This is a genomic window from Lentilitoribacter sp. JB5-8 (assembly GCF_055693385.1).
Map to the genome: position 1 here is coordinate 132314 of NZ_CM146332.1, position 24619 is coordinate 156932.

The 24619-nt window shown below is 44.9% G+C and carries 22 protein-coding genes and 2 pseudogenes; 11 read left to right on the forward strand and 13 right to left on the reverse strand.

The features are described from left to right. Window positions 1-70: 70 nt before the first annotated feature. The 4 genes and pseudogenes from ACZ1GZ_RS00650 to ACZ1GZ_RS00665 all read right to left on the reverse strand — a co-directional run bounded on the left by ACZ1GZ_RS00650 (window position 71) and on the right by ACZ1GZ_RS00665 (window position 6020). Window positions 71-463, reverse strand: a complete 393-nt coding sequence (locus ACZ1GZ_RS00650; protein ID WP_472666500.1) for an RNA-binding S4 domain-containing protein — start codon at window positions 461-463, stop codon at window positions 71-73. After that, window positions 460-3403 (reverse strand): annotated as a pseudogene (locus ACZ1GZ_RS00655) (helicase-related protein). Before ACZ1GZ_RS00655 ends, ACZ1GZ_RS00650 begins: the two are co-directional and overlap by 4 nt. Window positions 3404-4006: 603 nt before the next feature. Then, window positions 4007-4732, reverse strand: coding sequence for an acetoacetyl-CoA reductase (phbB, locus tag ACZ1GZ_RS00660; protein ID WP_472666501.1), 726 nt, complete (start codon window positions 4730-4732; stop codon window positions 4007-4009). 109 nt (window positions 4733-4841) lie between these two features. Next, entirely contained in the window at window positions 4842-6020 is a 1179-nt protein-coding gene (locus ACZ1GZ_RS00665) for an acetyl-CoA C-acetyltransferase (RefSeq protein WP_472666502.1), read from the reverse strand. 259 nt (window positions 6021-6279) lie between these two features. Here ACZ1GZ_RS00665 and phaR point away from each other — a divergent pair, with 259 nt between their 5' ends. After that, window positions 6280-6864, forward strand: coding sequence for a polyhydroxyalkanoate synthesis repressor PhaR (phaR, locus tag ACZ1GZ_RS00670; RefSeq protein WP_472666503.1), 585 nt, complete (start codon window positions 6280-6282; stop codon window positions 6862-6864). A 62-nt stretch (window positions 6865-6926) separates the two neighbouring features. Here the strand turns inward: phaR and ACZ1GZ_RS00675 are convergent, their stop codons facing one another. Next, complete coding sequence (locus ACZ1GZ_RS00675; RefSeq protein WP_472666504.1) at window positions 6927-8510, reverse strand: gamma-glutamyltransferase family protein; 1584 nt, start codon at window positions 8508-8510, stop codon at window positions 6927-6929. A gap of 141 nt (window positions 8511-8651) precedes the next feature. Here ACZ1GZ_RS00675 and ACZ1GZ_RS00680 point away from each other — a divergent pair, with 141 nt between their 5' ends. Further along, a complete protein-coding gene (locus tag ACZ1GZ_RS00680; RefSeq protein WP_472666505.1) occupies window positions 8652-9080 on the forward strand; it encodes a GlcG/HbpS family heme-binding protein in 429 nt (142 codons plus the stop codon). Between the two features lie 65 nt (window positions 9081-9145). Here the strand turns inward: ACZ1GZ_RS00680 and ACZ1GZ_RS00685 are convergent, their stop codons facing one another. The 4 genes from ACZ1GZ_RS00685 to mtgA all read right to left on the reverse strand — a co-directional run bounded on the left by ACZ1GZ_RS00685 (window position 9146) and on the right by mtgA (window position 11437). Further along, a complete protein-coding gene (locus ACZ1GZ_RS00685; RefSeq protein WP_472666506.1) occupies window positions 9146-9547 on the reverse strand; it encodes a hypothetical protein in 402 nt (133 codons plus the stop codon). Window positions 9548-9656: 109 nt separating this feature from the next. Next, on the reverse strand, window positions 9657-9842 hold the full coding sequence (gene rpmF, locus ACZ1GZ_RS00690) for a 50S ribosomal protein L32 (protein WP_472666507.1): 186 nt from the start codon (window positions 9840-9842) through the stop codon (window positions 9657-9659). Between the two features lie 204 nt (window positions 9843-10046). Next, on the reverse strand, window positions 10047-10694 hold the full coding sequence (locus ACZ1GZ_RS00695; protein ID WP_472666508.1) for a glutathione S-transferase family protein: 648 nt from the start codon (window positions 10692-10694) through the stop codon (window positions 10047-10049). A gap of 68 nt (window positions 10695-10762) precedes the next feature. Beyond that, window positions 10763-11437, reverse strand: coding sequence for a monofunctional biosynthetic peptidoglycan transglycosylase (gene mtgA / locus ACZ1GZ_RS00700; protein WP_472668203.1), 675 nt, complete (start codon window positions 11435-11437; stop codon window positions 10763-10765). Window positions 11438-11661: 224 nt separating this feature from the next. Between mtgA and ACZ1GZ_RS00705 the strand changes: the two genes are divergently transcribed. The 4 genes from ACZ1GZ_RS00705 to ACZ1GZ_RS00720 all read left to right on the forward strand — a co-directional run bounded on the left by ACZ1GZ_RS00705 (window position 11662) and on the right by ACZ1GZ_RS00720 (window position 15561). Continuing rightward, window positions 11662-12579 (forward strand): polyprenyl synthetase family protein, encoded by a 918-nt coding sequence (locus ACZ1GZ_RS00705; RefSeq protein WP_472666509.1) that lies wholly within the window; start codon window positions 11662-11664, stop codon window positions 12577-12579. A 264-nt stretch (window positions 12580-12843) separates the two neighbouring features. Then, a complete protein-coding gene (locus tag ACZ1GZ_RS00710; RefSeq protein WP_472666510.1) occupies window positions 12844-13593 on the forward strand; it encodes an electron transfer flavoprotein subunit beta/FixA family protein in 750 nt (249 codons plus the stop codon). A gap of 11 nt (window positions 13594-13604) precedes the next feature. Then, a complete protein-coding gene (locus tag ACZ1GZ_RS00715; RefSeq protein WP_472666511.1) occupies window positions 13605-14534 on the forward strand; it encodes an electron transfer flavoprotein subunit alpha/FixB family protein in 930 nt (309 codons plus the stop codon). A gap of 151 nt (window positions 14535-14685) precedes the next feature. Continuing rightward, window positions 14686-15561 carry a 3-hydroxybutyryl-CoA dehydrogenase gene (locus ACZ1GZ_RS00720; protein WP_472668204.1) on the forward strand — a complete coding sequence of 292 codons (876 nt, stop codon included), beginning with the start codon at window positions 14686-14688 and terminating at the stop codon, window positions 15559-15561. 9 nt (window positions 15562-15570) lie between these two features. Here ACZ1GZ_RS00720 and tlpA read toward each other — a convergent pair. After that, a pseudogene (gene tlpA / locus ACZ1GZ_RS00725) lies at window positions 15571-16262 on the reverse strand (thiol:disulfide interchange protein TlpA). Between the two features lie 25 nt (window positions 16263-16287). Here tlpA and argH point away from each other — a divergent pair. From argH to ACZ1GZ_RS00750, 5 genes are all read left to right on the forward strand, one after another. Further along, a complete protein-coding gene (gene argH, locus ACZ1GZ_RS00730; protein WP_472666512.1) occupies window positions 16288-17700 on the forward strand; it encodes an argininosuccinate lyase in 1413 nt (470 codons plus the stop codon). 113 nt (window positions 17701-17813) lie between these two features. Further along, window positions 17814-17975 carry a hypothetical protein gene (locus ACZ1GZ_RS00735; RefSeq protein ID WP_472666513.1) on the forward strand — a complete coding sequence of 54 codons (162 nt, stop codon included), beginning with the start codon at window positions 17814-17816 and terminating at the stop codon, window positions 17973-17975. Between the two features lie 15 nt (window positions 17976-17990). After that, window positions 17991-19259, forward strand: a complete 1269-nt coding sequence (gene lysA, locus ACZ1GZ_RS00740; RefSeq protein ID WP_472666514.1) for a diaminopimelate decarboxylase — start codon at window positions 17991-17993, stop codon at window positions 19257-19259. Window positions 19260-19274: 15 nt separating this feature from the next. Further along, on the forward strand, window positions 19275-20009 hold the full coding sequence (locus ACZ1GZ_RS00745) for a CPBP family intramembrane glutamic endopeptidase (protein ID WP_472666515.1): 735 nt from the start codon (window positions 19275-19277) through the stop codon (window positions 20007-20009). Window positions 20010-20144: 135 nt separating this feature from the next. Further along, complete coding sequence (locus ACZ1GZ_RS00750; protein ID WP_472666516.1) at window positions 20145-22727, forward strand: TIGR02302 family protein; 2583 nt, start codon at window positions 20145-20147, stop codon at window positions 22725-22727. A gap of 35 nt (window positions 22728-22762) precedes the next feature. On the opposite strand, the gene ACZ1GZ_RS00755 is transcribed toward ACZ1GZ_RS00750, so the two are convergent. The 3 genes from ACZ1GZ_RS00755 to ACZ1GZ_RS00765 form a co-directional block, all read right to left on the reverse strand. Continuing rightward, window positions 22763-23122 carry a response regulator gene (locus ACZ1GZ_RS00755; protein ID WP_472666517.1) on the reverse strand — a complete coding sequence of 120 codons (360 nt, stop codon included), beginning with the start codon at window positions 23120-23122 and terminating at the stop codon, window positions 22763-22765. Window positions 23123-23283: 161 nt separating this feature from the next. Continuing rightward, window positions 23284-23829 carry a hypoxanthine phosphoribosyltransferase gene (hpt, locus tag ACZ1GZ_RS00760; protein WP_472666518.1) on the reverse strand — a complete coding sequence of 182 codons (546 nt, stop codon included), beginning with the start codon at window positions 23827-23829 and terminating at the stop codon, window positions 23284-23286. Between the two features lie 42 nt (window positions 23830-23871). Beyond that, window positions 23872-24480 (reverse strand): hypothetical protein, encoded by a 609-nt coding sequence (locus tag ACZ1GZ_RS00765; RefSeq protein ID WP_472666519.1) that lies wholly within the window; start codon window positions 24478-24480, stop codon window positions 23872-23874. Between the last annotated feature and the right edge of the window lie 139 nt (window positions 24481-24619).

The window sequence follows — 24619 nt, forward strand, 5'->3', positions numbered from 1 at the left end:
CCGCAAACTGCTAGCATAATAGACGCATATTTCAAACGTTAAACTCAGTGTAAAAACCAACGGCCTTCAACTAACTCTTTGAACGAAACTTGTCCATCTCACGGCGCTCTTTTTTCGTTGGCCGCCCGGAGCCTGGTTCACGCTGGGCGGGAGCTGGTACAAAGGTCGCTTTTTCCTGCTTTACAGGTTCTGGTGATAGATCCTCATAAAGCTCTTTGGCTTCAATATAGGGTCCACGTTTTTCACCCGGCGCGAGGATTTTCAAAACCAGAATTTTTCGCTCTAAAGTTATCGTCAAAACATCTTCGACTTTAACCTGATAACTCGCTGAACTGATTTTATTGGAGTTAACTCTTACTTTTCCAGCTTCTGCAAGTTTTCCTGCCAGGGTTCGCGATTTGACAACCCTGGCAAAAAATAGCCATTTATCAACACGTTGTTTTGCAACGGGTTCTAAACTCACTTGTTCATCTGATCCTTCAAAGCAGCTAATTTTGCAAATGGTGAATCTGGATCAAGTGGCTTGTCCTTACGCGGTGGACGATTATTCCCGCCCGCATTTTTACCCTTATTATGACGTGTTTTATTACCGTCTTTATAAGAGCCTTTGCCACCTTTACCGCGATTGCGGTTTCCAGGATTTTGAGCCCCACCTTTGCCCTGATTAGGGCGTGAACGACTGCGATCACTGCGGCCCATTGGACGCCATAATAAGACAGGCTTAGGCGCTTCATCACCTTCAACTACTGAAGCTTCTTCTTGAGTTGCCTCAGTATTGATCGTATCAGATGATGTTGCTTCAGCCACATCGTCAGCTTTTGCAATTTGTTTTGAAGCAACAACTTCAACAACAGGACCAGCATCGGAACCATCTGCATCAGATGACACACCGTCCAATTGCGCTTTTGCAACATCCGCTGCTACCGGTTCTGCACGATAACCAAGACCTTTCAGAATTTCTTCGATATCTTCGGCAGTTGCACCTAAAATTGAGAGCATTGCAGGTGTTGATATAAAGGATTTACCATCATAGCCGGCTTCTGGGCGAGGCGCATCACCTGGGTTCCAGCTAAGCGCCGGGCGAATAAGATCTGCCAAACGCTCAAGAATATCAATCCGAACAGCACGCTTACCTAAGAAACGGAAACCGGCAAGACGATAAAATTCACGCTCAAAACTCTGCTCGGTCGGCAATGATGTACGACCAGCAGCTAAAGCTGGGATGATCTCACCATAACCGGGCTTATCAAATCCATCATTTTTAATCGCCCATAATAATGTTACTAGCTCTGCAGGAGCAGGTTTAAGCAAGGCAGGCATAAAGATGTGATAGGCGCCAAAACGGATACCATAACGACGCAAAACACCACGGGCTGTTTGATCGATGCTTTTCACCGTTTCATGAACATCGCGTCGGAACAAAACCCCTAGGCTCTCAACTAATTGGAAAGCAAGCCCACGCCCCAAACCATCAATATCTTCTGCGCGAGAAAGTTCATCAAGCGGCTTTAAGATTGTTGTAATATGATGATTAACAAAACGATCGATGCGCGCGGTAACCAATTCACGAACATTTTCTGCAACTTGATCGTCTGCCAACAACACAACATTTGGACGCAAAACATTGTCGCCGGATGTAAGCTTACCCACCGGTTCGCCCATCCAACGAATAGTTCCATCATTACCAATTGCAAAATCACTATTGCCGGAAGCATGCAATCGCGCAGCACGTGCTTCAAACTCTATCGCAAGCGCTTTTTGCGCAGCGCCAGTCACGGCTTTGGCATCTAAACCTTCAGCGGAGCTGTCCGGTACAAATCTAAATCCTGTTAGTTGTCCAACAAGATGGCCTTCGACGAACATGTCGCCATTTACACTAATTTCTGCTTCTAGCATCGTCTTCTCTCTTAAACGCCTCATCAGCACAGATGTCCTGCGGTCTACAAAGCGTTTCGTCAACCTTTCATGAAGTGCATCTGATAAATTGTTCTCTATTTCTCGTGTTTTTTCCTGCCAATGGTTAAAATTCTTAAGCCAACCGGGATGATTTGCCACATAAGTCCATGTTCTTATTTGTGCGATCTCGCGCGGAAAGCGTATCAATTTCTCCATCAGTTTTGTCCAGTAATTTTATCTGTCTGGCGATATAGTCTTCATTCACGGCACCTTTATGAACAAGGTCTTTAAATAGTACCGCAATTAATTCTGCATGTTGCGCCGGTGCAATGCGCCTATAATCAGGTAATGCGCATATATCCCACAAAAGTTCAACATTTTCTGCGCGCTCTGTCAGAGAAATAATTTCATCATCACGTGATAGAAACTCTAGCGCCCTTTGGTCAACGGCTGGAACCGCTTTGGTCAACCCTTCCACCTTTGGCACCTTCTCTAAACTTTGTTTGAGCGCTTGCAGTGAGGAAAAGTCAAATTGCTTAGACCGCCATTGCAAAATTTTTACCGGTTCAAATACATGCGCCTCAAGTCGTTCAATTGTTTCATCGCTGAACGGAGCTGCATGTCCTGTAACCCCAAACGTACCATCCTGAACATGTCGCCCGGCACGCCCGGCTATTTGTCCAAGTTCGGCAATATTTAGCGGGCGATATTGGAAGCCATCAAATTTATGGTCCTGAGCAAAAGCGACATGTTCGACATCCAAATTAAGTCCCATGCCGATGGCATCGGTAGCAACAAGGTAATCAACATCACCGTTTTGATAGAGCTCAACCTGCGCATTGCGCGTGCGCGGAGACAAGGCACCTAAGACAACGGCAGCACCACCTTTTTGACGACGGATAAATTCAGCAACTGCATAAACTTCTTCAGCGGAAAACGCGACAACCGCAGAACGGCGCTTTAACCGAGAAATCTTTTTTGATCCTGCATATTCCAGCTTTGATAATCTGGGACGCTCCATGATGTGAATACCCGGCAAAAGCTTGGATAACACATTTCGCATAATATCCGACCCAAGGAACAGCGTTTCCTGGGTTCCCCTTAAATGCAACAGCCTATCTGTAAAAACATGGCCACGCTCCAAATCAGAGGCAAGTTGCACTTCATCAATCGCCACGAATTCAGCACTTGTTTGGCGCGGCATTGCTTCCACTGTGCATACGGTATAACGGGCATTTTTTGGACTGATCTTTTCCTCGCCTGTGACAAGCGCGACCGCGCCCTCACCGACGCGCAAGACAAGACGCTGGTAAACTTCGCGCGCCAACAACCGGAGTGGCAATCCAATGACACCAGATTTATGAGCGACCATACGTTCAAGCGCATAATGGGTTTTACCGGTATTGGTTGGCCCCAACACAGCCGTCACCCCACGTCCAGACAGGATGAGCGGAGAGCTCTCACTTTGCTTCAAATTGCTCACTGAAATTTCGGAATGTCTATTCATCACCAGAACTCTAAAATCGAGCTATATTGCTAACATAATGGCGTAAAGGTTCATACCCAAAAACGCGTCTTTGATCGATGTTAACGATTGAAAAGATTAACCTTTGGAACAGGGGTGGAACGAATCAGCGACGAATCACTGACATCGGAAGTTTCTCGTTTCGTTCACCGCTACATTTAGTTCAATATCGCGATATTGTGACAAAATAGCGCCAAAGCCATGTTAACTTTTAAAGTTATTTATCTCAAAAGGTTAACGTAAATAGAAACAAGACTTTGACGATGTAATGGAAGATGTAACGAAACGGCATTAACTGAAAATTTATGAAGCCAAATAATTCATTAAAATTTTAATTAAATTTGATTTAACTGCGTTAAGAATTGGACCAAAGGCGGAACGAATCAGCGACGAATCACTGACATTGAAAGTTTCCCGTTTCGTTCACCGCTATATGTGGTGAAATCAACGATAGCCAACACTAAAGCGATCAAAAAATTAAGGGTCTTTTAAGAACGGAACGGTGCGCCTATTAACCTCTGTTAAGAGAGCATTAAAAAAGGCGCCTCGAAGAGACGCCTTTCTAAGCAAAAACTTAATAAAGTCTTAAGTAAAGTATTGTCCACCATTGGCAGAAATTGTTGAGCCAGTGATAAAGCCGGCATCGTCAGATGCTAAGAAGACAACACAACGTGCGATCTCTTCAGGCTCACCCAAACGGCCAACCGGGATTAATGGAAGGATATGCTTGTTCAAAACATCTTCGTCAATCGCTTTGACCATTTCAGTGCCAATATAGCCTGGGCAGATGGCATTTACTGTGATGCCAGCACGAGCACCTTCTTGTGCAAGCGCACGTGTCAAACCAATGTCACCTGCTTTCGCTGCAGAATAGTTAGCCTGACCAGCTTGACCTTTTTGACCATTGATAGAAGAGATATTGATCACGCGACCAAATTTACGATTACGCATGCCCGGCCAAATTGGGTGAGTCATATTGAACACGCCATTAAGGTTGGTGTTGATGACTTCATTCCATTTTTCAGGAGTCATTTTGTGGAACATACCGTCACGAGTAATACCGGCATTGTTGACAAGAACAGAGATGTCACCAAGATCTACCTCAACTTTTGCAATACCGTCAGCACAGGCCTGATAGTCAGCAACTGACCACTTATATGTCTTAATGCCTGTTTCAGCGGTAAATGCTGCTGCCGCTTCATCATTGCCTGCATAATTTGCTGCAACTGTGTAACCCGCAGCTTTCAAAGCAATCGAAATTGCTGCGCCAATGCCACGTGATCCACCTGTCACCAATGCTACTTTACTCATGTCTAAATCGTCCCTTTTTTTGTACCTGCTAGAAGCCCCCTAGCAATTTAACTAGGTCCTATCTAGCAGGTTCCTCCAATTTATACCCGTGCGATTATGTAATGGCTGCCTAACGCTCTACGCAAAGCGCAACGCCCATGCCACCTCCGATACATAGTGTTGCCAAACCTTTATGCACATCACGGCGCTCCATCTCATGAAGCAGTGTTGTTAACACGCGCGCACCAGATGCACCAATTGGGTGACCAATCGCAATCGCACCGCCATTGACATTCACGATCTCAGGATCCCAACCCATGTCAACATTCACCGCACACGCTTGCGCAGCAAATGCTTCATTGGCTTCAACAAGATCAAGATCGCCAACAGACCAACCAGCACGCTCAAGTGCTTTACGTGAAGCAGGGATTGGACCAGTACCCATGATTTGCGGATCAACACCAGCTGTCGCCCAAGATGCAATACGCGCCATTGGCTTAATACCGCGCTTGTTAGCTTCATCTTCAGACATCAAAATTGCAGCAGCAGCACCATCGTTTAAACCAGAAGCATTTGCAGCTGTTACAGTACCTTCTTTATCAAATGCAGGGCGAAGTTTTGCAACGCCATCGATTGTTACACCGTGTTTGATGTATTCGTCTTCTTCAACAATTGTATCGCCTTTGCGGCCTTTGATTGTGAAAGGAATAATTTCGTCTTTAAACTTGCCAGCTTTTTGCGCAGCTTCGGCTTTATTCTGTGAGTTCACAGCAAATTCATCTTGAACCTGGCGAGATAGTTGCCACTGCTTAGCAACGTTTTCTGCAGTGTTACCCATATGGTAGCCGTAAAACGCTTCGGTCAAACCGTCCTTGATCATGGTATCAACCATTTTCAAATCACCCATTTTCGTACCGGCACGCAAATGCGCACAATGGGTTGAAAGTGACATAGATTCTTGACCACCAGCTGCGATGATATCAGCATCACCTGACATGATCTGTTGCATGCCAATCGCCATCGCACGAAGACCAGAACCACAAACCTGATTCAATCCCCAAGCTGTAGCTTCTTTCGGAACCCCTGCAGCCATCGCTGCCTGGCGCGCAGGATTTTGACCCATGCCAGCTGTTAGAACCTGTCCAAGAATAACTTCATCAATCACACCCGCTTCCAGGCCAGCTTTTTCTAAAGCACCGGTGATGGCCGCAGCACCCAATTCGTGTGCCGGTGTTTTACCAAATGAACCATTAAAAGAGCCAACAGCAGTTCTAGCAATGCTGGCGATTACAATTGAGGAGTTACCCATAAATATATCCCTTATAAATCAGACTGATTTTCCCTGAACGCAGCGTGCGTTCGCGCTCCCATCAAACTTAATAAGTGTTCGCACACAGATCTGTTGATCATATAAGCGAATACTAACACTGTCCGTCAAGCTGTGTTTATGCTGCAGCGCAGCATTTACTTACACAAATTAACCGCGTTGCACAATAGACTTGGCAGGAACGATATTTTTACGTTAGGGTCTACGAAAGTATTTCGTAATTTGCATTTAGGAGGGTCAGATGAGCGGGAATGAGTCTGTAGTTATCAAGAAGTACGCAAACAGGCGTTTATATAACACAGGTACAAGTGCTTATGTGACACTGGAAGATTTGGCTGAGATGGTTCGTAAAGGTGAAGACTTCACTGTTAACGACGCCAAATCTGGCGAAGACATTACCCATTCTGTATTGACACAAATCATTTTTGAGCAAGAAGCGAAAACCGGTAATACTTTGTTACCCGTGTCATTCTTGAGACAATTGATCTCATTTTATGGCGACCAAATGCAAATGGTTGTGCCAAGTTATTTAGAACACTCCATGTCAGCGCTCACAGATCAGCAAGAGAAATTTCGCGATCAAATGTCAAAATCAATGGATGCAAATCCAATGATGGCGAATATGAAAGCACCAATGCAAATGATCGAAGAACAGGTCAAACGCAACACAGAAATGTTCCAGCAGGCAATGTCTATGTTTTCACCCTTCGGTTTACCAACAGGAGAAAAAGCAGCTGAAGAGGCAGAAAAACCAGAAGCCAATGACATTGATGAGTTGAAAGCTCAATTAAAAGATCTACAAGGCAAGCTGGATAAATTCAGCTAGATCGAAATTGTCTGTAATGAATTAAACGCCGTGATATTCGTCAAACAATATCATGGCGTTTTTTAATAACCGATCGCTAAGCCATCTTTGCGAGGGTCAGACCCGCCGCAATAATAACCGCGTTCATCTCTTTGAATAATCTGCCCGCCACCAATTGGTGTATTGGATTGGCGTATCTCATGACCGCGAGCCTCAAGCCCGCCAATGACGGCTCGAGATATCTCGCTTTCAGCTTCCAGCACTCCGTCAAGTGCCCAGAATATGCGCGGATGATCAAGTGCAGCTTGTGGATCAAATCCATGATCAACAAGGTTGGAAAATACATGGGCCTGACCCATGGGTTGGTATGCACCGCCCATAACGCCAAATGAAAATGCGGGGTTACCATTTTTAAGCGCAAACCCAGGTATAATAGTGTGCAATGGACGCTTAGATGGTCCAATCGCATTTGGATGTCCTGGTATTGTGTTAAAACACGCCCCGCGACTTTGAAGCACGATCCCCGAATTGGGCGTGACAATCCAAGAACCAAAATCAGTATAGATGGAATAAATGAGCGACACCATTTGTCCATCTTTATCAGCCACAGACAAGTAAACAGTGTCCGAACTCGGCAAATCTGGCAATAATATCGTTGGATTGCGCTTCAGCGGTCTTATCTGATGATAAAGCGTTTTTGCAAAATCCATCGATGTTAGTTCTTCAGCCGACATAGTCATATGGGCAGGATCTGCCAACATCGCATCGCGCACAGCATAAGCCACGCGCCCGATCTCGATTTCATGATGGTACCGCTCCGGACTATCATGGTCCATGGAACGTACATCCAGCAGCTCCATCAAATTCATCATGATCAGTGCGACCATGCCCTGACCATTAGGTGGAATTTCAAATACTTGATGACCGGTATATTTGGTTGAAATTGGCTCAACCCAATCAGCGGTAACTGCACCAAGGTCATCCTCATTTAAAAAAGCACCTTTTGACTGAACTGTATCTGCGATCTCAGCAGCGATAGAACCTTTATAAAAAGCCTCAATGCCGTCCTTTGCGATGGATCTTAGACTATTTGCCAATGCAGTAAACTGCACGCGATCACCCATTTGAGGTGCAGCACCGTCATGTAGCAAATGCATAGAAGCGCCAACATCTTTACTCAAAGGCGTTACGTTTTTTTGCCAATCAAAAGCTACACGTGGTGAAACCAAGAACCCCTTATCAGCAATATCGATTGCATCTGTGAACAACCTGTCCCAACCCAGCGATCCAAATTTTTGATGCATTTCATCAAACGCTTTAAGCGCGCCAGGCACCGTTACAGAATGTGCGGAAGCATCTGAGATTTCAGTAAAACCGTTTTCTTGGTACCACTCAATGTTGGCACCTGCCGCTGAACGACCGGATCCATTAATGGCATGCATGCCTTTTGAAGGGTCCGAAATAATCGCAAAACAATCCCCACCAATGCCGGTCATTTGCGGCTCGACAACACTTAACACCAAAGAAGCAGCTAGAGCAGCATCGACAGCTGATCCTCCCTCGCGCAATACGCTGAGTGCAGTTGATGACGCAAGAGGGTGCGATGTTGCCACCATACCATTATCAGCAAAAACCTGTGAACGACCAGGTTTGTCAAACAAGCGCATATTATTTCTCCCTTGGAAATAATGTTAATCAAATACAGACAAATGACTTAGGGTGCGAACGTCTATATACTCGATTTTCAACAATCGCTATCAATTATAGCTGAAATTTCATCAATCCCAACCGAATAAAGAGTAACAAACATGCAAATCAGTCTTTCCAAAGCGAATAAAATGATCACATCTGCCTTAAAAAAGGGTTCAGAGCTTGGTTTAAAACCGTTGGCCGTTGTCGTGCTTGATGCCGGCGGTCACGTTAAAGCGTTCCAACGCCAAGACGGCGCGTCAAATATGCGTTTTGAAGTAGCGAAGGGCAAAGCCTATGGCGCTGTTGCAGTTGGTGTGGGTTCTCGCTGGTTGGACGCACAAGCTGCATCACGTCCGCATTTCCTTGAAGGATTGTCCGGTGTTTCTGGCGGCAATATTGTCCCTGTGCCAGGTGGCGTATTGGTCAAAAATAAAAAGGGCGAAATACTCGGCGCTGTTGGAATATCCGGTGATGTATCAGATAATGATGAAGCCGCAGCAATTGCAGGGATTGAAGATGCTGGCTTTGTGGCTGACGCGGGCTAAGGCATAAAGATAAAAAAGGGCGGTTTAAAAACCGCCCAACATTTGTTCAAGTCTTTGTATTTGGACTAAAGACCGATAGATACATCCCGTCCTGCGGATCTGATCGAAACAGAAAATCCTGCAATCACATCGATAAATGCGATGACCATCAAAATAAAGAACACCTGTGTTGCTGCTCCTTGCACCAATAAAAACTCCAGCAAGAATGCGATAAACACAAATGTCGACAATAAATGATCGACCACGGAAAATGCGCCCGTACGGGTAGCTTTCATGATCTCAATAAACAACAACACCAACGCGATTAAAATAAATAGATCACCGACATTTAAAATCCATGTCGCACCAGACAGCATTGGCAATTCCAAAATATGGTTTTCCAACCCGCCAATACCGGAGCCTGGCCCCAACATTACAACATTATATAAAATCAGCGGAATGATCATTAAAGGGATAGCTACCAGCATGTTTATCTCTCTTTGATATGATTGTTAAATCGATTGCTTGATATATCTCATACAAAAAGGCCAGCCGTAAGGCTAGCCTGATTGAATTCATTGATATCGAAAAAAGAGCTTATGCGTCTTCTTTTGGTGTCAAAACTTGACGACCGCGATACATGCCAGTTTTAAGATCCACGTGGTGTGAGCGGCGAAGCTCACCTGAATCTTTATCTTCAACATATGACGGCGCGTTCAACGCGTCTGTTGAACGGCGTGCGCCGCGCTTTGAGCGCGAAATTTTCTTCTTTGGTACAGCCATTTTCTACTCCATTATAACGGGCATTACACGAGGTTAGGCAGTTTATACCGCCATAATGGACGTGATGCCAAAATTGGGAATTGGCGCGGCTTATACATTGACTTTGCGAGTTTGACCAGTGGGATCTCGAAAGATTTTTTTCAATCTGACCAATAAAACGAATATCAATGCTCTTTAGACCAACCAATTACGCCCAATATACCGCTAAGCTTCGTCTTCTTCAACAATCCAAGGCTCGGCTTTTCCCGCTTTCTCCCACTCCTGCCAGGCATCGAGTGACTTCATGCTCTCTATATAAGCCAATACTTTTTTATTTTCGCTTAGCTTATAAACCTCAAAACGATTCACAACAGGGGCAAACATCGCATCTGCAATGCAAAAATCACCAAATAAAAATGGTCCATTCGACTGAGTAAGACAATCCGTCCATATTTTCTCAACACGAGAAACGTCTTTTTCCAAGGCCTCATCTTGTTCCATTTTAACAATTGGCCGGCGCATATTCATCGGGCATTGATTGCGAAGGGCAAAAAAACCACCCAACATCTCACACGATATTGCCATCGCGTGGCTATGCGCTTTAGCACTTTCAGGCCAAAATCCTTTGACAGGGAACTTACGTGATAAATGATCTAATATCGCAAGCGATTCAAAAATCGTTTGATCACCATCAATTAAGACAGGAACCTTGCCTGTTGGCGAAAAGGTTTTAAATTTCGGATTGCCCGCCGCCATATCAAATGGGATCAGTTCTTCAGTGAAGTCGACGCCCAATACTTTCAACCCAATCCATGGACGAAACGACCAGGATGAATAATTTTTATTACCAATATATAGCTTCAGATCAGACATGATTTACCTCATTGCATTTCATGCAATATCGGCAACACCTTATAAAAACACCAGCGAAATAATTTGATCTAAGGATAAATACATTTGATGTATGCGCCAGACTGGCGGGCGCGCTTTTCAACCCGATTTGCCAACCGCCGTAGACCATTTGAAGGCTTGGCTGGATTTCGCAGGATTGGATTGGGAAGCGTCACTGCCAACAATGCGGCCTGTTTGCGGGTCAATTTACTAGCTGAACGTCCAAAATAAGTTTGTGCCGCAGCTTCAATCCCATAAACTCCATGACCCCATTGCGCAATATTGAGATATAGCTCCATCATCCGCTCTTTACCCCAAACATAGTCCGATGTGAGTGCAAGGGGAATTTCCAACCCTTTTCGAATGACCGAGCGGGTTTGAGACAAAAACAGGTTTTTCGAAGTTTGCATAGCAATCGTGCTGGCACCGCGGGAAGCTTCACCTTCCAGCGCTTCTTCGATCACAATGTTGATCGCATCCCAATCAACGCCTGAATGCGCGCAAAACTGACCATCTTCCGACATCATTACAGATTGAATAACAACGGGTGCGATATCCTCTAGATCAACCCAAGAGCGCTCATAAGAGCGGCCGGTAAATGTTTCACTCAACATGAGAGTAGAAATCGGTTTCACACCATCTATTTTGTAAACGAAAATCAGCACATAAGGCGTAAGCAATAAAATCAACACCAAGATCGCAATACGCTTCAGCCACTTCAACATAAATTGGCGAAACACAAATTTTGACTTCGACTTCGTTTGCTTTTTCTTGCCAGCCTTTGCCAAGGGCAGCCCCCAATAAAATGTTTTGCGATATTACACTTTTTTGCGCATCGTTAAGATCGCGAGCTTAGCTCTAGTGCACCAACGCTCGAATTTCCAGTAATACAAGCACTTTTCTTAAAGAAAAGATTGCTCAATCGAAAATGCCGTGGCAATAGGGCTCCATGTCTGATCAAAGTCAAAATCAATTTAAGCAGCGCATGGCAGAAGCTGCAAAGCTTGTTGAAGCTGAGCTGAAATCTGTCTTGTCTGATAAAATCCACGGCAGTGAAATTGCCCGCCCTGAACATTTAATGCGCGCTATGCGCCATGGATCGCTCAATGGCGGCAAACGATTGCGTCCGTTTTTAGTAATCGAATCGGCACGGCTTTTTGGTGGCAATGAACATGCGGCGTTGCGTGTTGCAACAGCACTTGAATGTATTCATTGTTACTCTCTGGTCCATGATGATTTACCAGCCATGGACGATGATGATCTGCGCCGCGGTCAGCCTACCGTTCATATTGCTTTTGACGAAGCGACGGCAATTTTAGCCGGAGACGGTTTACTCACGCTCGCATTTGATATTATCGCATCCGATGAAACTCCTTTGGATGCCTCGGCAAAAGTCAAACTTATCTCAGAGCTTGCACAAGCCGCTGGACTTGGCGGTATGGTCGGTGGACAAGCGCTCGATTTAGCGGCAGAAAAAAACAAGCCTGATGAAGCCGGAATAATTACATTGCAGCAAATGAAAACCGGAGCATTGATCAGATTTGCCTGCCAAGCTGGCGCGATTATCGGCAACGCCGATACGAACGATTACGCCCGCATGACAAAATTCGGGCAAATCGCAGGCCAAGCCTTTCAACTTGCCGATGATCTGCTAGATGTCACGTCAGATACACAAACAATGGGTAAGAACACCGGCAAGGATGCAGATGCTGGCAAAGCGACACTCGTTGGTTTGCATGGTGTTGATTGGGCAAAAGAGCAATTGAAGCATTTGGCCCAAGATGCCAGTAAGACACTCGATGATATGAACTGCGAAAACGAAATTTTAAAACAAACAGCGCAATATATCATCCTGCGCGATCGATAAAGAATATCTATCGATCCATTGGGATACGTCCCGTAATTTGTCAATTTATTTCCATTTATTGAGACGAATCGCCGCCAGATCCAACCATTGGCGTGAATTTGGTTTGACTTGTCTATAATTATACGATTATTGATTTGCCAAGCGGCGAATTTTGGGCCCAATTCCCCCAATATCTATAGAATAAATCTATTGATGTCGCCGATTAAATTGATGTTATTGTAAAGCAATAATTTGCTTTAAGAAAATTGATGAGAAGGATTAAAAATGAAGGTTCTCGTACCCGTGAAACGGGTTGTTGACTACAACGTTAAGATTCGGGTTAAACCGGATGGTTCTGGTGTAGAATTGGCAAACGTTAAGATGTCAATGAACCCATTTGATGAAATTGCTGTTGAAGAAGCTCTTCGTTTGCGTGAAGCCGGCACTGCAACAGAAGTGATTGCCGTTTCAATCGGGCCTGCAAAATCAGAAGAAACAATCCGTACAGCTTTGGCCATGGGCGCTGATCGCGGTGTTTTAATTGAAACTGATGAATTGGTTGAACCTCTTGCTGTTGCTAAAATCCTTAAATCAGTTGCTGAAAGCGAAGGCGCTGATCTCGTTATCGCTGGTAAACAAGCGATTGATGATGATGCTGGCCAAACAGGCCAGATGTTAGCAGCATTGCTTGGTTGGTCTCAGGCAACTTATGCCTCAGAGATTAAAATCAATGGCGATACTGCAGAAGTCTCCCGTGAAGTTGATGGCGGCATGCAAGTTGTCTCTCTTAAAATGCCAATGGTTGTCACTACAGACCTTCGTTTGAATGAGCCACGTTATGCGTCCTTGCCAAACATCATGAAAGCCAAGAAGAAGCCAGTTGATAAGAAAACTGTTGCTGATACGGGTGTTGATATTGCCCCTCGTTTGGAAGTGGTCACCACAGAAGAACCAGAAGCACGTAAAGCAGGTGTTGTTCTTAACTCTGTGAGCGAGCTTGTCGATAAATTGAAAAACGAAGCTGGTGTAATCTAAGGAGCACAATGATGACTACTCTTCTTGTTGCTGAACACGATAATTCAGCTCTTTCCGATCAAACTGCAAAAGCACTGACAGCCGCCACTGAAATTGGTGGCGATGTGCATATCCTTGTTGCAGGCAAAGGCGCGTCAGGCGTTGCTGATGCAGCTGCTAAGCTCTCAGGTGTTGGCAAAGTTCTACTTGCTGATTCAGATGAATATGCAAACGCACTTGCTGAACCAATGGCTGATTTGATCGTATCAATGGCCGGTGATTATGATTGTGTAATCGCCCCGGCAACAGCGTCTTGTAAAAACTACATGCCACGTGTCGCGGCTTTGTTGGACGTAATGCAGATCTCAGAAATCACCGATGTGATTGCAGCTGATACTTTCAAGCGTCCAATTTATGCAGGTAACGCTATTCAAACTGTTAAATCATCTGACGCAACGAAGGTGATCACTGTTCGTACAGCATCATTTGCCGATGCTGCAGAAGGTGGTTCTGCAAGTGTTGAAGCCGTTGCTGGTCAAGGTAATTCTGGTCTGTCTTCATTTGTTGAAGATAAGATTGTTCAAAATGATCGTCCTGAACTTACATCTGCAAAGATCATCATCTCGGGTGGTCGTGCATTGGGTTCAGCTGAGAAGTTTGAAGAAGTTATTCTACCTGTTGCAGATAAACTTGGTGCTGCAGTTGGCGCGTCTCGTGCAGCGGTTGATAGCGGTTATGCACCAAACGATTGGCAAGTTGGCCAAACGGGTAAAGTGGTTGCACCGGATCTTTACATTGCAGCCGGGATCTCAGGCGCTATTCAGCACTTAGCCGGTATGAAAGACAGTAAGATTATCGTTGCGATTAACAAAGACGAAGAAGCACCGATCTTCCAGGTTGCTGATTACGGTCTTGTGGCAGACCTCTTTGACATCCTGCCTGAACTTGAAAAAGCGCTTTAAGCTAAGTTTCAAATTCGAAGAAAAATATCATGGCCGGCAAATTCGTTTGCTGGCCATTTTTTATCATCAAAAAGAGCAGGATTGCTTTTTTTGCAACGCAATATAAATTGCGCACGAATTCTTTAATTTAAAAGTGGACATCATCATGGCTATTGAAATCAAAACGGTTGGCATTATTGGTGCAGGACAAATGGGCAGCGGTATCGCTCATGTTTGTGCATTATCAGGCTATAATGTGCTCATCCATGATGTATCAGTAGATCAAATCGACAAAGCGCTCGCCAGCATCGATAAAAACATGAGCCGCCAGGTTGCAAAAGAAAAACTAACCGAAGCAGATAAAACTGCTGCATTGGCACGCATTTCAGCAGCAGCAGATTTAACCGCACTATCAGATTGCGATATGGCGATTGAAGCCGCCACAGAAAATGAAGCGATCAAAAAGAAAATCTTTGAAGCGCTCTGCCCAATCTTAAAACCTGATGCGATATTGGCGACAAACACATCGTCGCTATCTGTAACCCGTCTTGCGGCTTCAACCGACAGACCAGAACAATTCGTCGGCATTCACTTCTTTAATCCTGTTCCTTTGATGAAACTCGTCGAACTCATCAAAGGTATCGCCACAAGCGATGAAACCTTTGATGCGGCCAATAATTTTGCCGTTTCCTTGGGTAAAAGCGTAACTGTTTCAGAAGATTTCCCCGGCTTTATCGTCAACCGGATATTACTGCCGATGATCAACGAAGCGGTTTATGCGCTTCATGAAGGTGTTGGGTCTATTCAATCGATCGATCAAGGCATGAAGCTTGGCACAAACCACCCAATGGGGCCGTTTGAACTTGCAGATTTTATTGGTCTTGATACGTGTCTATCGGTGATGCAAGTGCTGCACGAAGGATTGGCTGATACGAAATATCGCCCCTGCCCGTTACTGGTTAAATATGTTGAAGCCGGATGGTTAGGCCGCAAATCAGGCAAAGGCTTTTATGATTATAGCGGTGAGGCACCAGTTCCTACGCGCTAAGAAAGCTATCTAATTAAGCGCACTAATATTAGTTTCTTTCGTAGCGATCGCAGCATCAATATAATTAAGCGCATCTGGGCTTGACCAATGGGCCGGCCCATTCATAGATGCCATGATATATCCATTTTCATCAACAAGCAGCGTGACCGGCAGGCCAAACGCAATGCCTTCTTTTTTCAAAGCATTAAAAATACCCATTGTGCTATCTTGATAGAGCGGCAAATTATCAACGCCAATCTCGTTTAAAAAACCTTCCGGCTTATTGCGATCGCCGCGGTCAATATTGATCGTGACCACTTCAAAATCCGCGCCTTTTTTGGCAGTTTGCAATTCTGAAAGCGCTGGCATTTCTTCACGGCATGGCGCACACCAAGTCGCCCATAAGTTGACCAATGTGATCTTGCCTTTGAACATATCCAGCGATTGCACATTACCATCCGGATCGACAAATTGATGCTCTGGCATCAATTTAGCATCTTCTAGCGCGATCATTGCAGCAACGTCGCCCTGAGCGCTTTTTCCAATCTCAGCGGCCTTTACCACCACATTAGCGTCGGTTTTTGTGCTGGCGGTATTAATTGTATCATTGCCATACCCCCCATCATCACGTATACCCCAGCCGCAACCAAGCTAATTCCGCCAACCAACAAAATGGTTCCAAGAATTTTGGATCTGCGATTACGATTACTTTGCTCAGTCATACAATTCTCCGAGGTCTTTTAAAAAATGTCCGAAAACGAAAATAACAAATCTTCGAACAAAATGTGGGGTGGCCGTTTTGGCTCCGGGCCTGATGCTATTATGGAAGAGATCAACGCTTCCATAGGATTTGATAAAAAGCTATATGCGCAAGACATTGAAGGTTCAATGGCTCATGCACAAATGCTTGCAGATAATGGCATAATTTCGGCAGAAGATCGCGACAAAATCACTCACGGGTTGAACACAATTTTGTCAGAGATCGAATGTGGTCAGTTTGAGTATTCTCGTGCACTTGAAGATATTCATATGAATATTGAAGCACGCTTGCGCGAATTAATCGGCCCGACGGCAGGGCGCTTGCACACAGCCCGCTCTCGTAATGATCAAGTCGCGCTTGATTTCCGCCTTTGGGTAAAAGCTGAATTGGGCAAAACAGCTAAACTCTTAGAACAACTAATTTCAGCATTTGTTTCCCGTGCCGAAGAGCATGCTGATACGGTTATGCCGGGCTTTACGCATTTGCAGACAGCACAACCGGTTACTTTCGGTCATCATTGCTTAGCTTATGTTGAAATGTTCTATCGCGACTTATCTCGTGTATTAGATTGTATCGACCGATTGGACGAATGCCCATTAGGTGCTGCGGCACTTGCTGGCACAGGATTTCCAATCGACCGTCACCAAACAGCAAAAGCACTGGGTTTCAGAGAACCAACGCGTAACTCATTGGATAGCGTATCGGACCGTGATTTCGCCATGGAATATTTGTCTGTAGCAACAATTTGCGCAACGCATTTGTCCCGCCTTGCAGAAGAAATTGTCATCTGGTCAACGCCGCAATTTAACTTTGTAAAACTGTCAGATTCGTTTTCAACCGGCTCGTCGATTATGCCACAAAAGAAAAACCCGGATGCTGCTGAATTGGTCCGCGCAAAAACCGGTCGTATTAATGGTGCGATGGTTGGCCTTCTAACAGTAATGAAAGGGCTTCCACTTGCTTATTCAAAAGACATGCAGGAAGACAAAGAGCAAGTTTTTGATGCTGCAAACAGCCTAGAACTTGCGCTGGCTGCAATGGCAGGCATGGTTGCTGATATGCATGTGAATAAAGACGCAATGCAGAAAGCTGCAGGCTCCGGTTTCTCAACGGCAACAGATCTAGCAGATTGGCTTGTGCGTGAAGCTGGACTTCCATTCCGTGATGCCCATCATGCAACAGGTGCAGCTGTCGCCCTTGCAGAACAACAGGGTATTGAATTGCACGAAATCAAGCTTTCTGAATTGCAAGAAATCAACAGTGCGATCACCGAAGACATCTATTCTGTATTAACGGTAGAAGCCTCAGTCGCATCACGCAAAAGCTTTGGTGGAACAGCACCTGATAATGTGCGCGAACAGATCAAATATTGGAAATCAAAAAGCTGGCTATCAAACTAAGCAAAGCACACACCCCTTTTTTATAAAACCACGAACAAAAAAAGGGGTGCTTTGTGCCGATTTTTTCGTTAAAAGGTTGCTCACTTGTTTAAGCCTTACAAAGGACACAGCTCATGAAGCTTTCAAGACTAACAATCGTGCTAGCCGCTCTTATGTGCGTTTTGTCTGCATGTGGCAGTAAATCAGATTTGATTGCACCCGCATCGGTCTCAGAACCTGTAGCACAGCCTGCAGCACCCGAAGAGCCAAAACAACCTGGCATTTTGCTAGACTAGTTTTAAGAGCCACTTATGAACCATTTTGACTATATCAATGGCGTCCTGCACGCTGAAGGCGTTTCTATTCAAGAAATCGCTCGCGAAGTTGGTACGCCATTTTATTGCTATTCAACAGCCACCTTTGCGCGTCACTTCAACGTTTATAAAGACGCATTTTCCGGGTTAGACTCGCTTGTTTGTTATGCAATGAAAGCCAATTCCAATCAGGCTATTCTCGCCACACTAGCGGATCTGGGCTCAGGTGTAGATATCGTCTCCGAAGGCGAGTTACGACGCGCGCTTCAAGCTGGTATTGACGCTAAGAAAATCGTCTTTTCTGGTGTTGGTAAAAAAGCCTATGAAATGGATGCAGCGCTAAAAGCTGGCATTCTATGCTTCAACGTCGAATCTGAACCAGAACTAGAGCTGCTCAACGAACGCGCTCTAAAAATGGGCGTGAAAGCCCCAGTATCTTTCAGAATAAACCCTGATGTCGACGCAAAAACTCACGCCAAAATCTCAACAGGCAAAAAAGAAAACAAATTTGGCATATCCTATAAGCGAGCGCCGGAAGTATTTGAACGTGCAAGTAAAATGGAAGGTATCGATGCCCACGGGATTGATATGCATATCGGAAGTCAAATCACCGATCTGCAACCATTTGATGATGCTTTTGTTTTGGTCGTGGACTTGGTTGAAAACCTCAGATCAAAGGGGCACAAGATTGATCACGTCGACATCGGCGGCGGTTTGGGCATTCCGTATAAAAACGATAATTCCCCACCACCCGATCCAACAGCCTACGCGAAAGTTGCCGAAGAACGGCTAAAAAACCTCGGCTGTAAAGTCCTCATGGAACCTGGTCGATTAATTGCCGGCAATGCCGGAATTTTGGTCACTGAAGTGATCTATGTCAAAGATGGCGGCGAGAAAAACTTTGTCATTGTCGATGGTGCGATGAACGATCTTATTCGCCCAACGCTCTATGATGCGTTTCATGAAATCATGCCAGTTGAGATTTCAGCGGTAAATTCACCCGCTATGACGGCTGATATCGTTGGTCCTGTTTGCGAAACAGGTGATTATCTTGCGCTTGATCGCCAAATGTCAGAACCAAAGCCTGGTGATTTAATTGCTGTGAGCAGCGCGGGCGCTTACGGAGCTGTCCAATCCAGCACTTATAATACCAGACCGCTCATTCCAGAAGTATTGGTCAATGGTGCTGAATATCATGTCATCCGCGCGCGCCAAGAAGTGCAAGACATCATTGCAATGGACTCCATTCCAGATTGGCTGAAATAAAAGGAGTAAACGCAAATGATGGTATTATGGTTTATCATATTAACATTTGCGATTTCTCTCATTGGCTTTATTGGCGTTAAAAAATTACCGAGAGCACAATCACCTGAAACCCCAACTGGTCTTCCATGTTGGCTCGTTATGGTTTGGGCCCCAAGCCTGGCAGCTATTTTATTGTCTTCCTATCAAGGCAGTCTCTCAGCATTGATGTCACGCAGTTTTAACCTTTCAAATGTGCCGCTTGAAATTTGGTTATTGACGATCTCTCCGTTGGCACTTTTGGCGATCTTAATGCCATTTGGCAAAGGCAAACGCGAGACGTTCGGCTTTAAAATGTTTGCCGCTATGTTTGCGCTTAATCTTGTTCTAGGCCCGCTCGGTGAAGAACTCGGTTGGCGTGGATTTATGCAACACGAATTGAGCCCAACTTTTGGTTGGCTCGTTTCGAGTATAATCATAGGTGTCGTATGGTTTATCTGGCACACACCAATGTGGATGGTTGAAAGCCCAATTTCAGAAATTTCACAAAAATATTTTGGCCTCCATTGTATGGCCTATTCAATTATCATTGGTGCTAGCTTTGAAGTATCGCAAGGTTCAATCATCCCAGCAATCCTTCTACATCTTGCGATCAATCTGGCGTCCAATTTAGCGAGCTTTGCAGGTTTTACTAATCCCAACGACTGGTTTCGCATCAGTATAATACCTTATTTCGGGCTCGCATTTTTGATCAGTATTTATGTTATGATCTAGTTCATAATCAGCCATTTAATCGATACAGACATATCATTTCTGTTTCCACACAAATTATTGAAGAATATCTATCTCGTTTTTGACACAAGACCGTGTTAGGCTCTTCAAATCATAGCGAACACGACGTGAGGATCCATGAGCGAACGCCCCTTTGATATCAAAGGCAAACTAGCGAGACATCGCTGGGTTACGCGCACAATCATGATTTTTGAACGGTTGTGGTCAGCAGCTTTTGTCCCCTTTACGATCATCGGCGCGTTTGTTGCACTCTCATGGTTTGGTGCATTTCGGATCACCCCGTTTTGGGTTGGTTATATTATCGCTGCGATTTTAATCATTGCCTTTATTATCTCGCTCCGAAATTTAAAGCGCTTCAAACTGCCCAATGCAGATGATGTAAATGTCCGACTAGAGCAGGATAACAAGATTGATCACGAAGGAATTGCAATCCAGCTTCAATCAATCAGTCAATCAGAAGATGAAACAGCGTCGGCGCTTTGGAAAGAACACAAAGCCCGCATGTGGGCAAAACTATCTGACTTAGAACGTGGCAAATATCAATCAGACATCCCCGATAGAGACCCTTATGCATTACGTGTATTGGTGCTTTTGTTGTTGGTTTCAGGTTTTGCATATTCGTTCTCAGGACAATCTGGCAGCATTAGCGATGTAGTTAATCTGCGCCCACCTAGCCAACAAAATACCGATCTTGTTCGTATCGACGCGTGGGTAACACCTCCGGCTTACACAAATCGCGCTCCGATCTTTTTGAACCAATTACAGGCGCTTGAAACCGCAATTTCCATCCCCGAAAAAAGTGAAGTTACCATTCGCATTGTTGGTTTAAATCAAAACGAAAATGCCGACCCATTAGACGTTAATTTTACAGCTAAAGATGGCACCATTCTCCCTCTTTCTCAGACAGATGAAAGTACGAGCGCTTCTATTAGTTATGAATATATTCCAGATGAAGATGGCACTTTAAATATTTTGGATCGCCACACATTTGAGCTCGGTCTTGTTAAGGACAACCCGCCCGAGATTGATTTTCATGAAGAGCCGACACAGGCACAAAATGGTGCCTTGCAGCTCGCATACAAAACAAGCGATGACTATGGCGTTTTGCGAGCACGTGCGGAAATCACATCCATTTATGGCATTGATGATCATGCGTTGCAATTATATGAAGATCCCGAAATTGATCTTCAATTACCGCGTCGCTCCAGCGAAGACGGCCTGGCAAATACCAGTTATGATCTGACCGACCACCCACTTGCTGGTGAAGAGGTTTATATCACGCTCGTTGCGATTGATGGTGCAGGCCAAGAGACGCGCACCGAACCGTTGCAAACTATATTACCAAGCAAAAATTTCGTCTCTCTTTTAGCGCAGTCAATTGTTGAACAACGTCAGATCATAGCTTTTGACGCCTATGAGCGTTTTAGAGCCATTGAGCTCAACGATGCTTTGACCATAATCCCAGAAGTAACAATTCCAAGCATCCGCGACTTTTTGCTGGTCAAGTCTGCGCGTGAAGGCTTGGCACTCGCTTATAGTGATGAAGCTCTTTTACGTTCCATTGATGAACTGTGGGAAATTGCACTTTTGTTAGAAGATGGCAATCTCTCGCTAGCAGAACAACGATTAAGAGATGCTCAGCGCGAACTATCCGAAGCTTTGGAAAATGGTGCATCGGACGAAGAAATTGCACGTTTAATGGAAGAGCTCCGCGAAGCCATGCAAGAGTTTATGGAAGCACTCGCTCAACAAAACAACAACAATCAACAAGCACAAAATCAGCAGTCAGAAACTCTCGAGCTTGAACAACGTGACTTGCAAGATATGCTCGATCAGATTGAAGACATGGCTCGCTCCGGCAATCGCGAACAAGCGCAACAAATGTTGCAAGAATTACAAAACATGATGAACAATCTGCAGGCAAATCGTCAGCCACAACAACAGCAAAATGGCGAACAAAGTCCGATTGAACAACAAATGGAAGAATTAGGACAAATCCTTCGCGAGCAGCAGCAGTTGATGGATCAAACATTTGATATGCAACAACGTCAATCTGAAGCGGAGCAACAACGCTCACAAAACCAACAAAACAACCCGCAAAGCCCAAATAACCAACAAAACCAGCAGAGCCAGAATGGCCAACAAGAGCCTATGACTGCGGAAGAACTTGCAGACGCACTCGAGCAATTACGTCAACAGCAACAAGCGCTACAGGAACAATTGCAAGAACTTATGGAGCAGATGCAAGAGGAAGGCTTGGAACCAACCGAAGGTTTAAGCGAAGCTGGTGAAGCCATGGGACAAGCCGAGGGTGAGTTGGGTGAAGGCGACACAGGTGAAGCTGGAAATCAGCAGGGGAGAGCTTTACAAGCATTACGCCAGGGCGCGCAAGAAATGCTCAACCAACTTCAGCAGCAAATGCAAGCGCAGGGCCAAGGCCAGGGTCAAGGCGAAGGTCAGGGCACCCAGCAAAGCCAACAGGGCCAAGGCCAAGGCAGCCAACGTGACCCGCTTGGACGGCGCCAAGGCGGCGATCGCGAAGGACTGTATGGACGCAGTGACAATGGCGCTTTCGATGATGCAGACAATGTCCAGCGCGCGCGAGAGATATTAGAAATCATCCGCCGACGTCTTGGCGAAAATTTCAGGCTCGAATTTGAAAAAGACTATCTCGAACGCTTACTAAAACCAACTGAATAGCGCACGCTCTTATTAATATGAAAAGTTCAACAAATCTAAGCGGCTAATGCTTGTGCGACCGCATTGCGAATATCTGGTAATGAGAAAGGCTTGGGAACCACATCGACAATGATTTTCTCTAAATTATCAGCGCGCTCACGCTGCTCAGCATAACCAGTCATGAGAAGAATTTTTGTATTTGGATAAAGCTTGGCTGTTTCTTCCGCAAGCGCAATACCATCCATCACAGGCATGCGAATATCTGATAAAAGCAGATCGAACTCGCCCTGTTCCAATTTTTCTAATCCATCTGAACCATCTTCAGCTTCTGTTGTCTCATGTCCATCCATGCGCAAAGCACGCGCAACAAAAGAACGCAAAGCAGTTTCATCTTCGGTGATTAGAATTTTGGCCATTGAACACACATCCCTAAATCCGCATCTTATATCGATGCCAAGTCGAATTCATTCGAGCTTTTCGATGTTCTTATTAAAACACGAATTTCTTTTCGGGCCGTAAATACGGTTGGTAAACAATGTCTCAATTTTTGCCCATTGCGGCACTGGGCAATTAATATTTATTCCGCATCCCCAGTGACGATACCGACATATGGCAATTCACGAAAAGCATATGCAACATCCATCCCGTATCCCACAACGAAATAGTCCGGACAAACAAAACCAACATGATCAGCAACAAGCTCGCCTTTACGCTTAGACTCTTTGTCAAGCAAAACAGCAAGACCAACATCTTTTGCGCCACGTTCATACATAAGATCGCGTGCGAAACGAAGTGTGTTGCCTGATTCTAAAATATCATCGATCAATAAAACATCGCGACCTGTAACATCGCTATCGATATCCTTGATGATTTTAACTTCTTTACCTGTGGTGCCAGTGCCGTAACTCGACAAGGTGATGAACTCAACTTCAGGTGCTAGCCCAGCTCGATAAAGCGCTCTAACCAAATCTGCTGCAAAGATAAATGAACCTTTCAAAATAGCGACCACCAAAAGATCATTTTTCGGACTTGCCGCAATCTCGGAAGCTATTCGCTCAATCTTTTCTTCAATTTCTTTATCTGAAAAAAGAACATCAATGTTCTTGCCGCGCACTACTTCCATAATTTAACTCTCGATCTGATATTAACGCCTAAGCGATTTGTATCAGTCCTGAGAGCCGAAATAAATAACAGAACCTTCAGAAGAGCCTTTAACCACAGAACCTTCACCAACCGCATGCAATGAGGAGGTCTTATCATGTTGATCTGAGTTTGGATTGCTCAAAATTTCTGAATTTAAAGTATTTGGTTCGTTTATCTGGGGAATGGCGGGCATGGCTTTGACGCTACCAGTTGCAACAGAGGCGTCAGGTGAAAGCGTTTTTGTCTCGTTGGCAATTTGCTGATTTGTATCCTGCCGATCTAGCATCCAAACAATTGGCAGCACAGCAGCTACTGTAAAGACACAAATTGCAACAGACAAAATGAGTTGACTGACAAAAGGTGATTTTTGCTGAGATCGTTCCTCTTTAGAAAAAATGTGCAATCCTTTTTGGACCGCATCAGGTGCCATCGGCGCATCATTATTAAGTTTTCCAAAAGTTGGTTTTTGCGATTTGTATGTTTCTTTTATTTCAGCGCGACGATGACTTTGGTCTTCAACAATCGTTTCAAAAATCGCGTCTTCTATATCTCGCTCGAAGGATGAGAAAATCTCAGATCCAATTGCGGAAGTGCCTTGCTTTAATGAATGAGGTTGCGCATCAGCTGACATAAAATGTTCTCTATGTAGAATTATACCTTAATCGCGCAAAAATAGCGCTTAACAACTGGTAAATGAATATGGTTAACAGATCGGTAATTTCTTCTGTGCTAGTGCTAATTTAACGCAAGTCAGCGCTCTTGCAGATACG

Coding starts and splice junctions, on each gene's coding strand:
- ACZ1GZ_RS00665 (WP_472666502.1), bottom strand. CDS start 6,020: ATGGGTAACTCCTCAATTGTAATCGCCAGCATTGCTAGAACTGCTGTT.
- ACZ1GZ_RS00685 (WP_472666506.1), bottom strand. CDS start 9,547: ATGCTGGTAGCTATCCCTTTAATGATCATTCCGCTGATTTTATATAAT.
- ACZ1GZ_RS00715 (WP_472666511.1), top strand. CDS start 13,605: ATGACTACTCTTCTTGTTGCTGAACACGATAATTCAGCTCTTTCCGAT.
- ACZ1GZ_RS00710 (WP_472666510.1), top strand. CDS start 12,844: ATGAAGGTTCTCGTACCCGTGAAACGGGTTGTTGACTACAACGTTAAG.
- mtgA (WP_472668203.1), bottom strand. CDS start 11,437: ATGTTGAAGTGGCTGAAGCGTATTGCGATCTTGGTGTTGATTTTATTG.
- hpt (WP_472666518.1), bottom strand. CDS start 23,829: ATGGAAGTAGTGCGCGGCAAGAACATTGATGTTCTTTTTTCAGATAAA.
- ACZ1GZ_RS00735 (WP_472666513.1), top strand. CDS start 17,814: ATGAAGCTTTCAAGACTAACAATCGTGCTAGCCGCTCTTATGTGCGTT.
- argH (WP_472666512.1), top strand. CDS start 16,288: ATGTCCGAAAACGAAAATAACAAATCTTCGAACAAAATGTGGGGTGGC.
- ACZ1GZ_RS00750 (WP_472666516.1), top strand. CDS start 20,145: ATGAGCGAACGCCCCTTTGATATCAAAGGCAAACTAGCGAGACATCGC.
- phaR (WP_472666503.1), top strand. CDS start 6,280: ATGAGCGGGAATGAGTCTGTAGTTATCAAGAAGTACGCAAACAGGCGT.
- ACZ1GZ_RS00705 (WP_472666509.1), top strand. CDS start 11,662: ATGTCTGATCAAAGTCAAAATCAATTTAAGCAGCGCATGGCAGAAGCT.
- rpmF (WP_472666507.1), bottom strand. CDS start 9,842: ATGGCTGTACCAAAGAAGAAAATTTCGCGCTCAAAGCGCGGCGCACGC.
- ACZ1GZ_RS00745 (WP_472666515.1), top strand. CDS start 19,275: ATGATGGTATTATGGTTTATCATATTAACATTTGCGATTTCTCTCATT.
- phbB (WP_472666501.1), bottom strand. CDS start 4,732: ATGAGTAAAGTAGCATTGGTGACAGGTGGATCACGTGGCATTGGCGCA.
- ACZ1GZ_RS00755 (WP_472666517.1), bottom strand. CDS start 23,122: ATGGCCAAAATTCTAATCACCGAAGATGAAACTGCTTTGCGTTCTTTT.
- ACZ1GZ_RS00765 (WP_472666519.1), bottom strand. CDS start 24,480: ATGTCAGCTGATGCGCAACCTCATTCATTAAAGCAAGGCACTTCCGCA.
- ACZ1GZ_RS00680 (WP_472666505.1), top strand. CDS start 8,652: ATGCAAATCAGTCTTTCCAAAGCGAATAAAATGATCACATCTGCCTTA.
- lysA (WP_472666514.1), top strand. CDS start 17,991: ATGAACCATTTTGACTATATCAATGGCGTCCTGCACGCTGAAGGCGTT.
- ACZ1GZ_RS00675 (WP_472666504.1), bottom strand. CDS start 8,510: ATGCGCTTGTTTGACAAACCTGGTCGTTCACAGGTTTTTGCTGATAAT.
- ACZ1GZ_RS00695 (WP_472666508.1), bottom strand. CDS start 10,694: ATGTCTGATCTGAAGCTATATATTGGTAATAAAAATTATTCATCCTGG.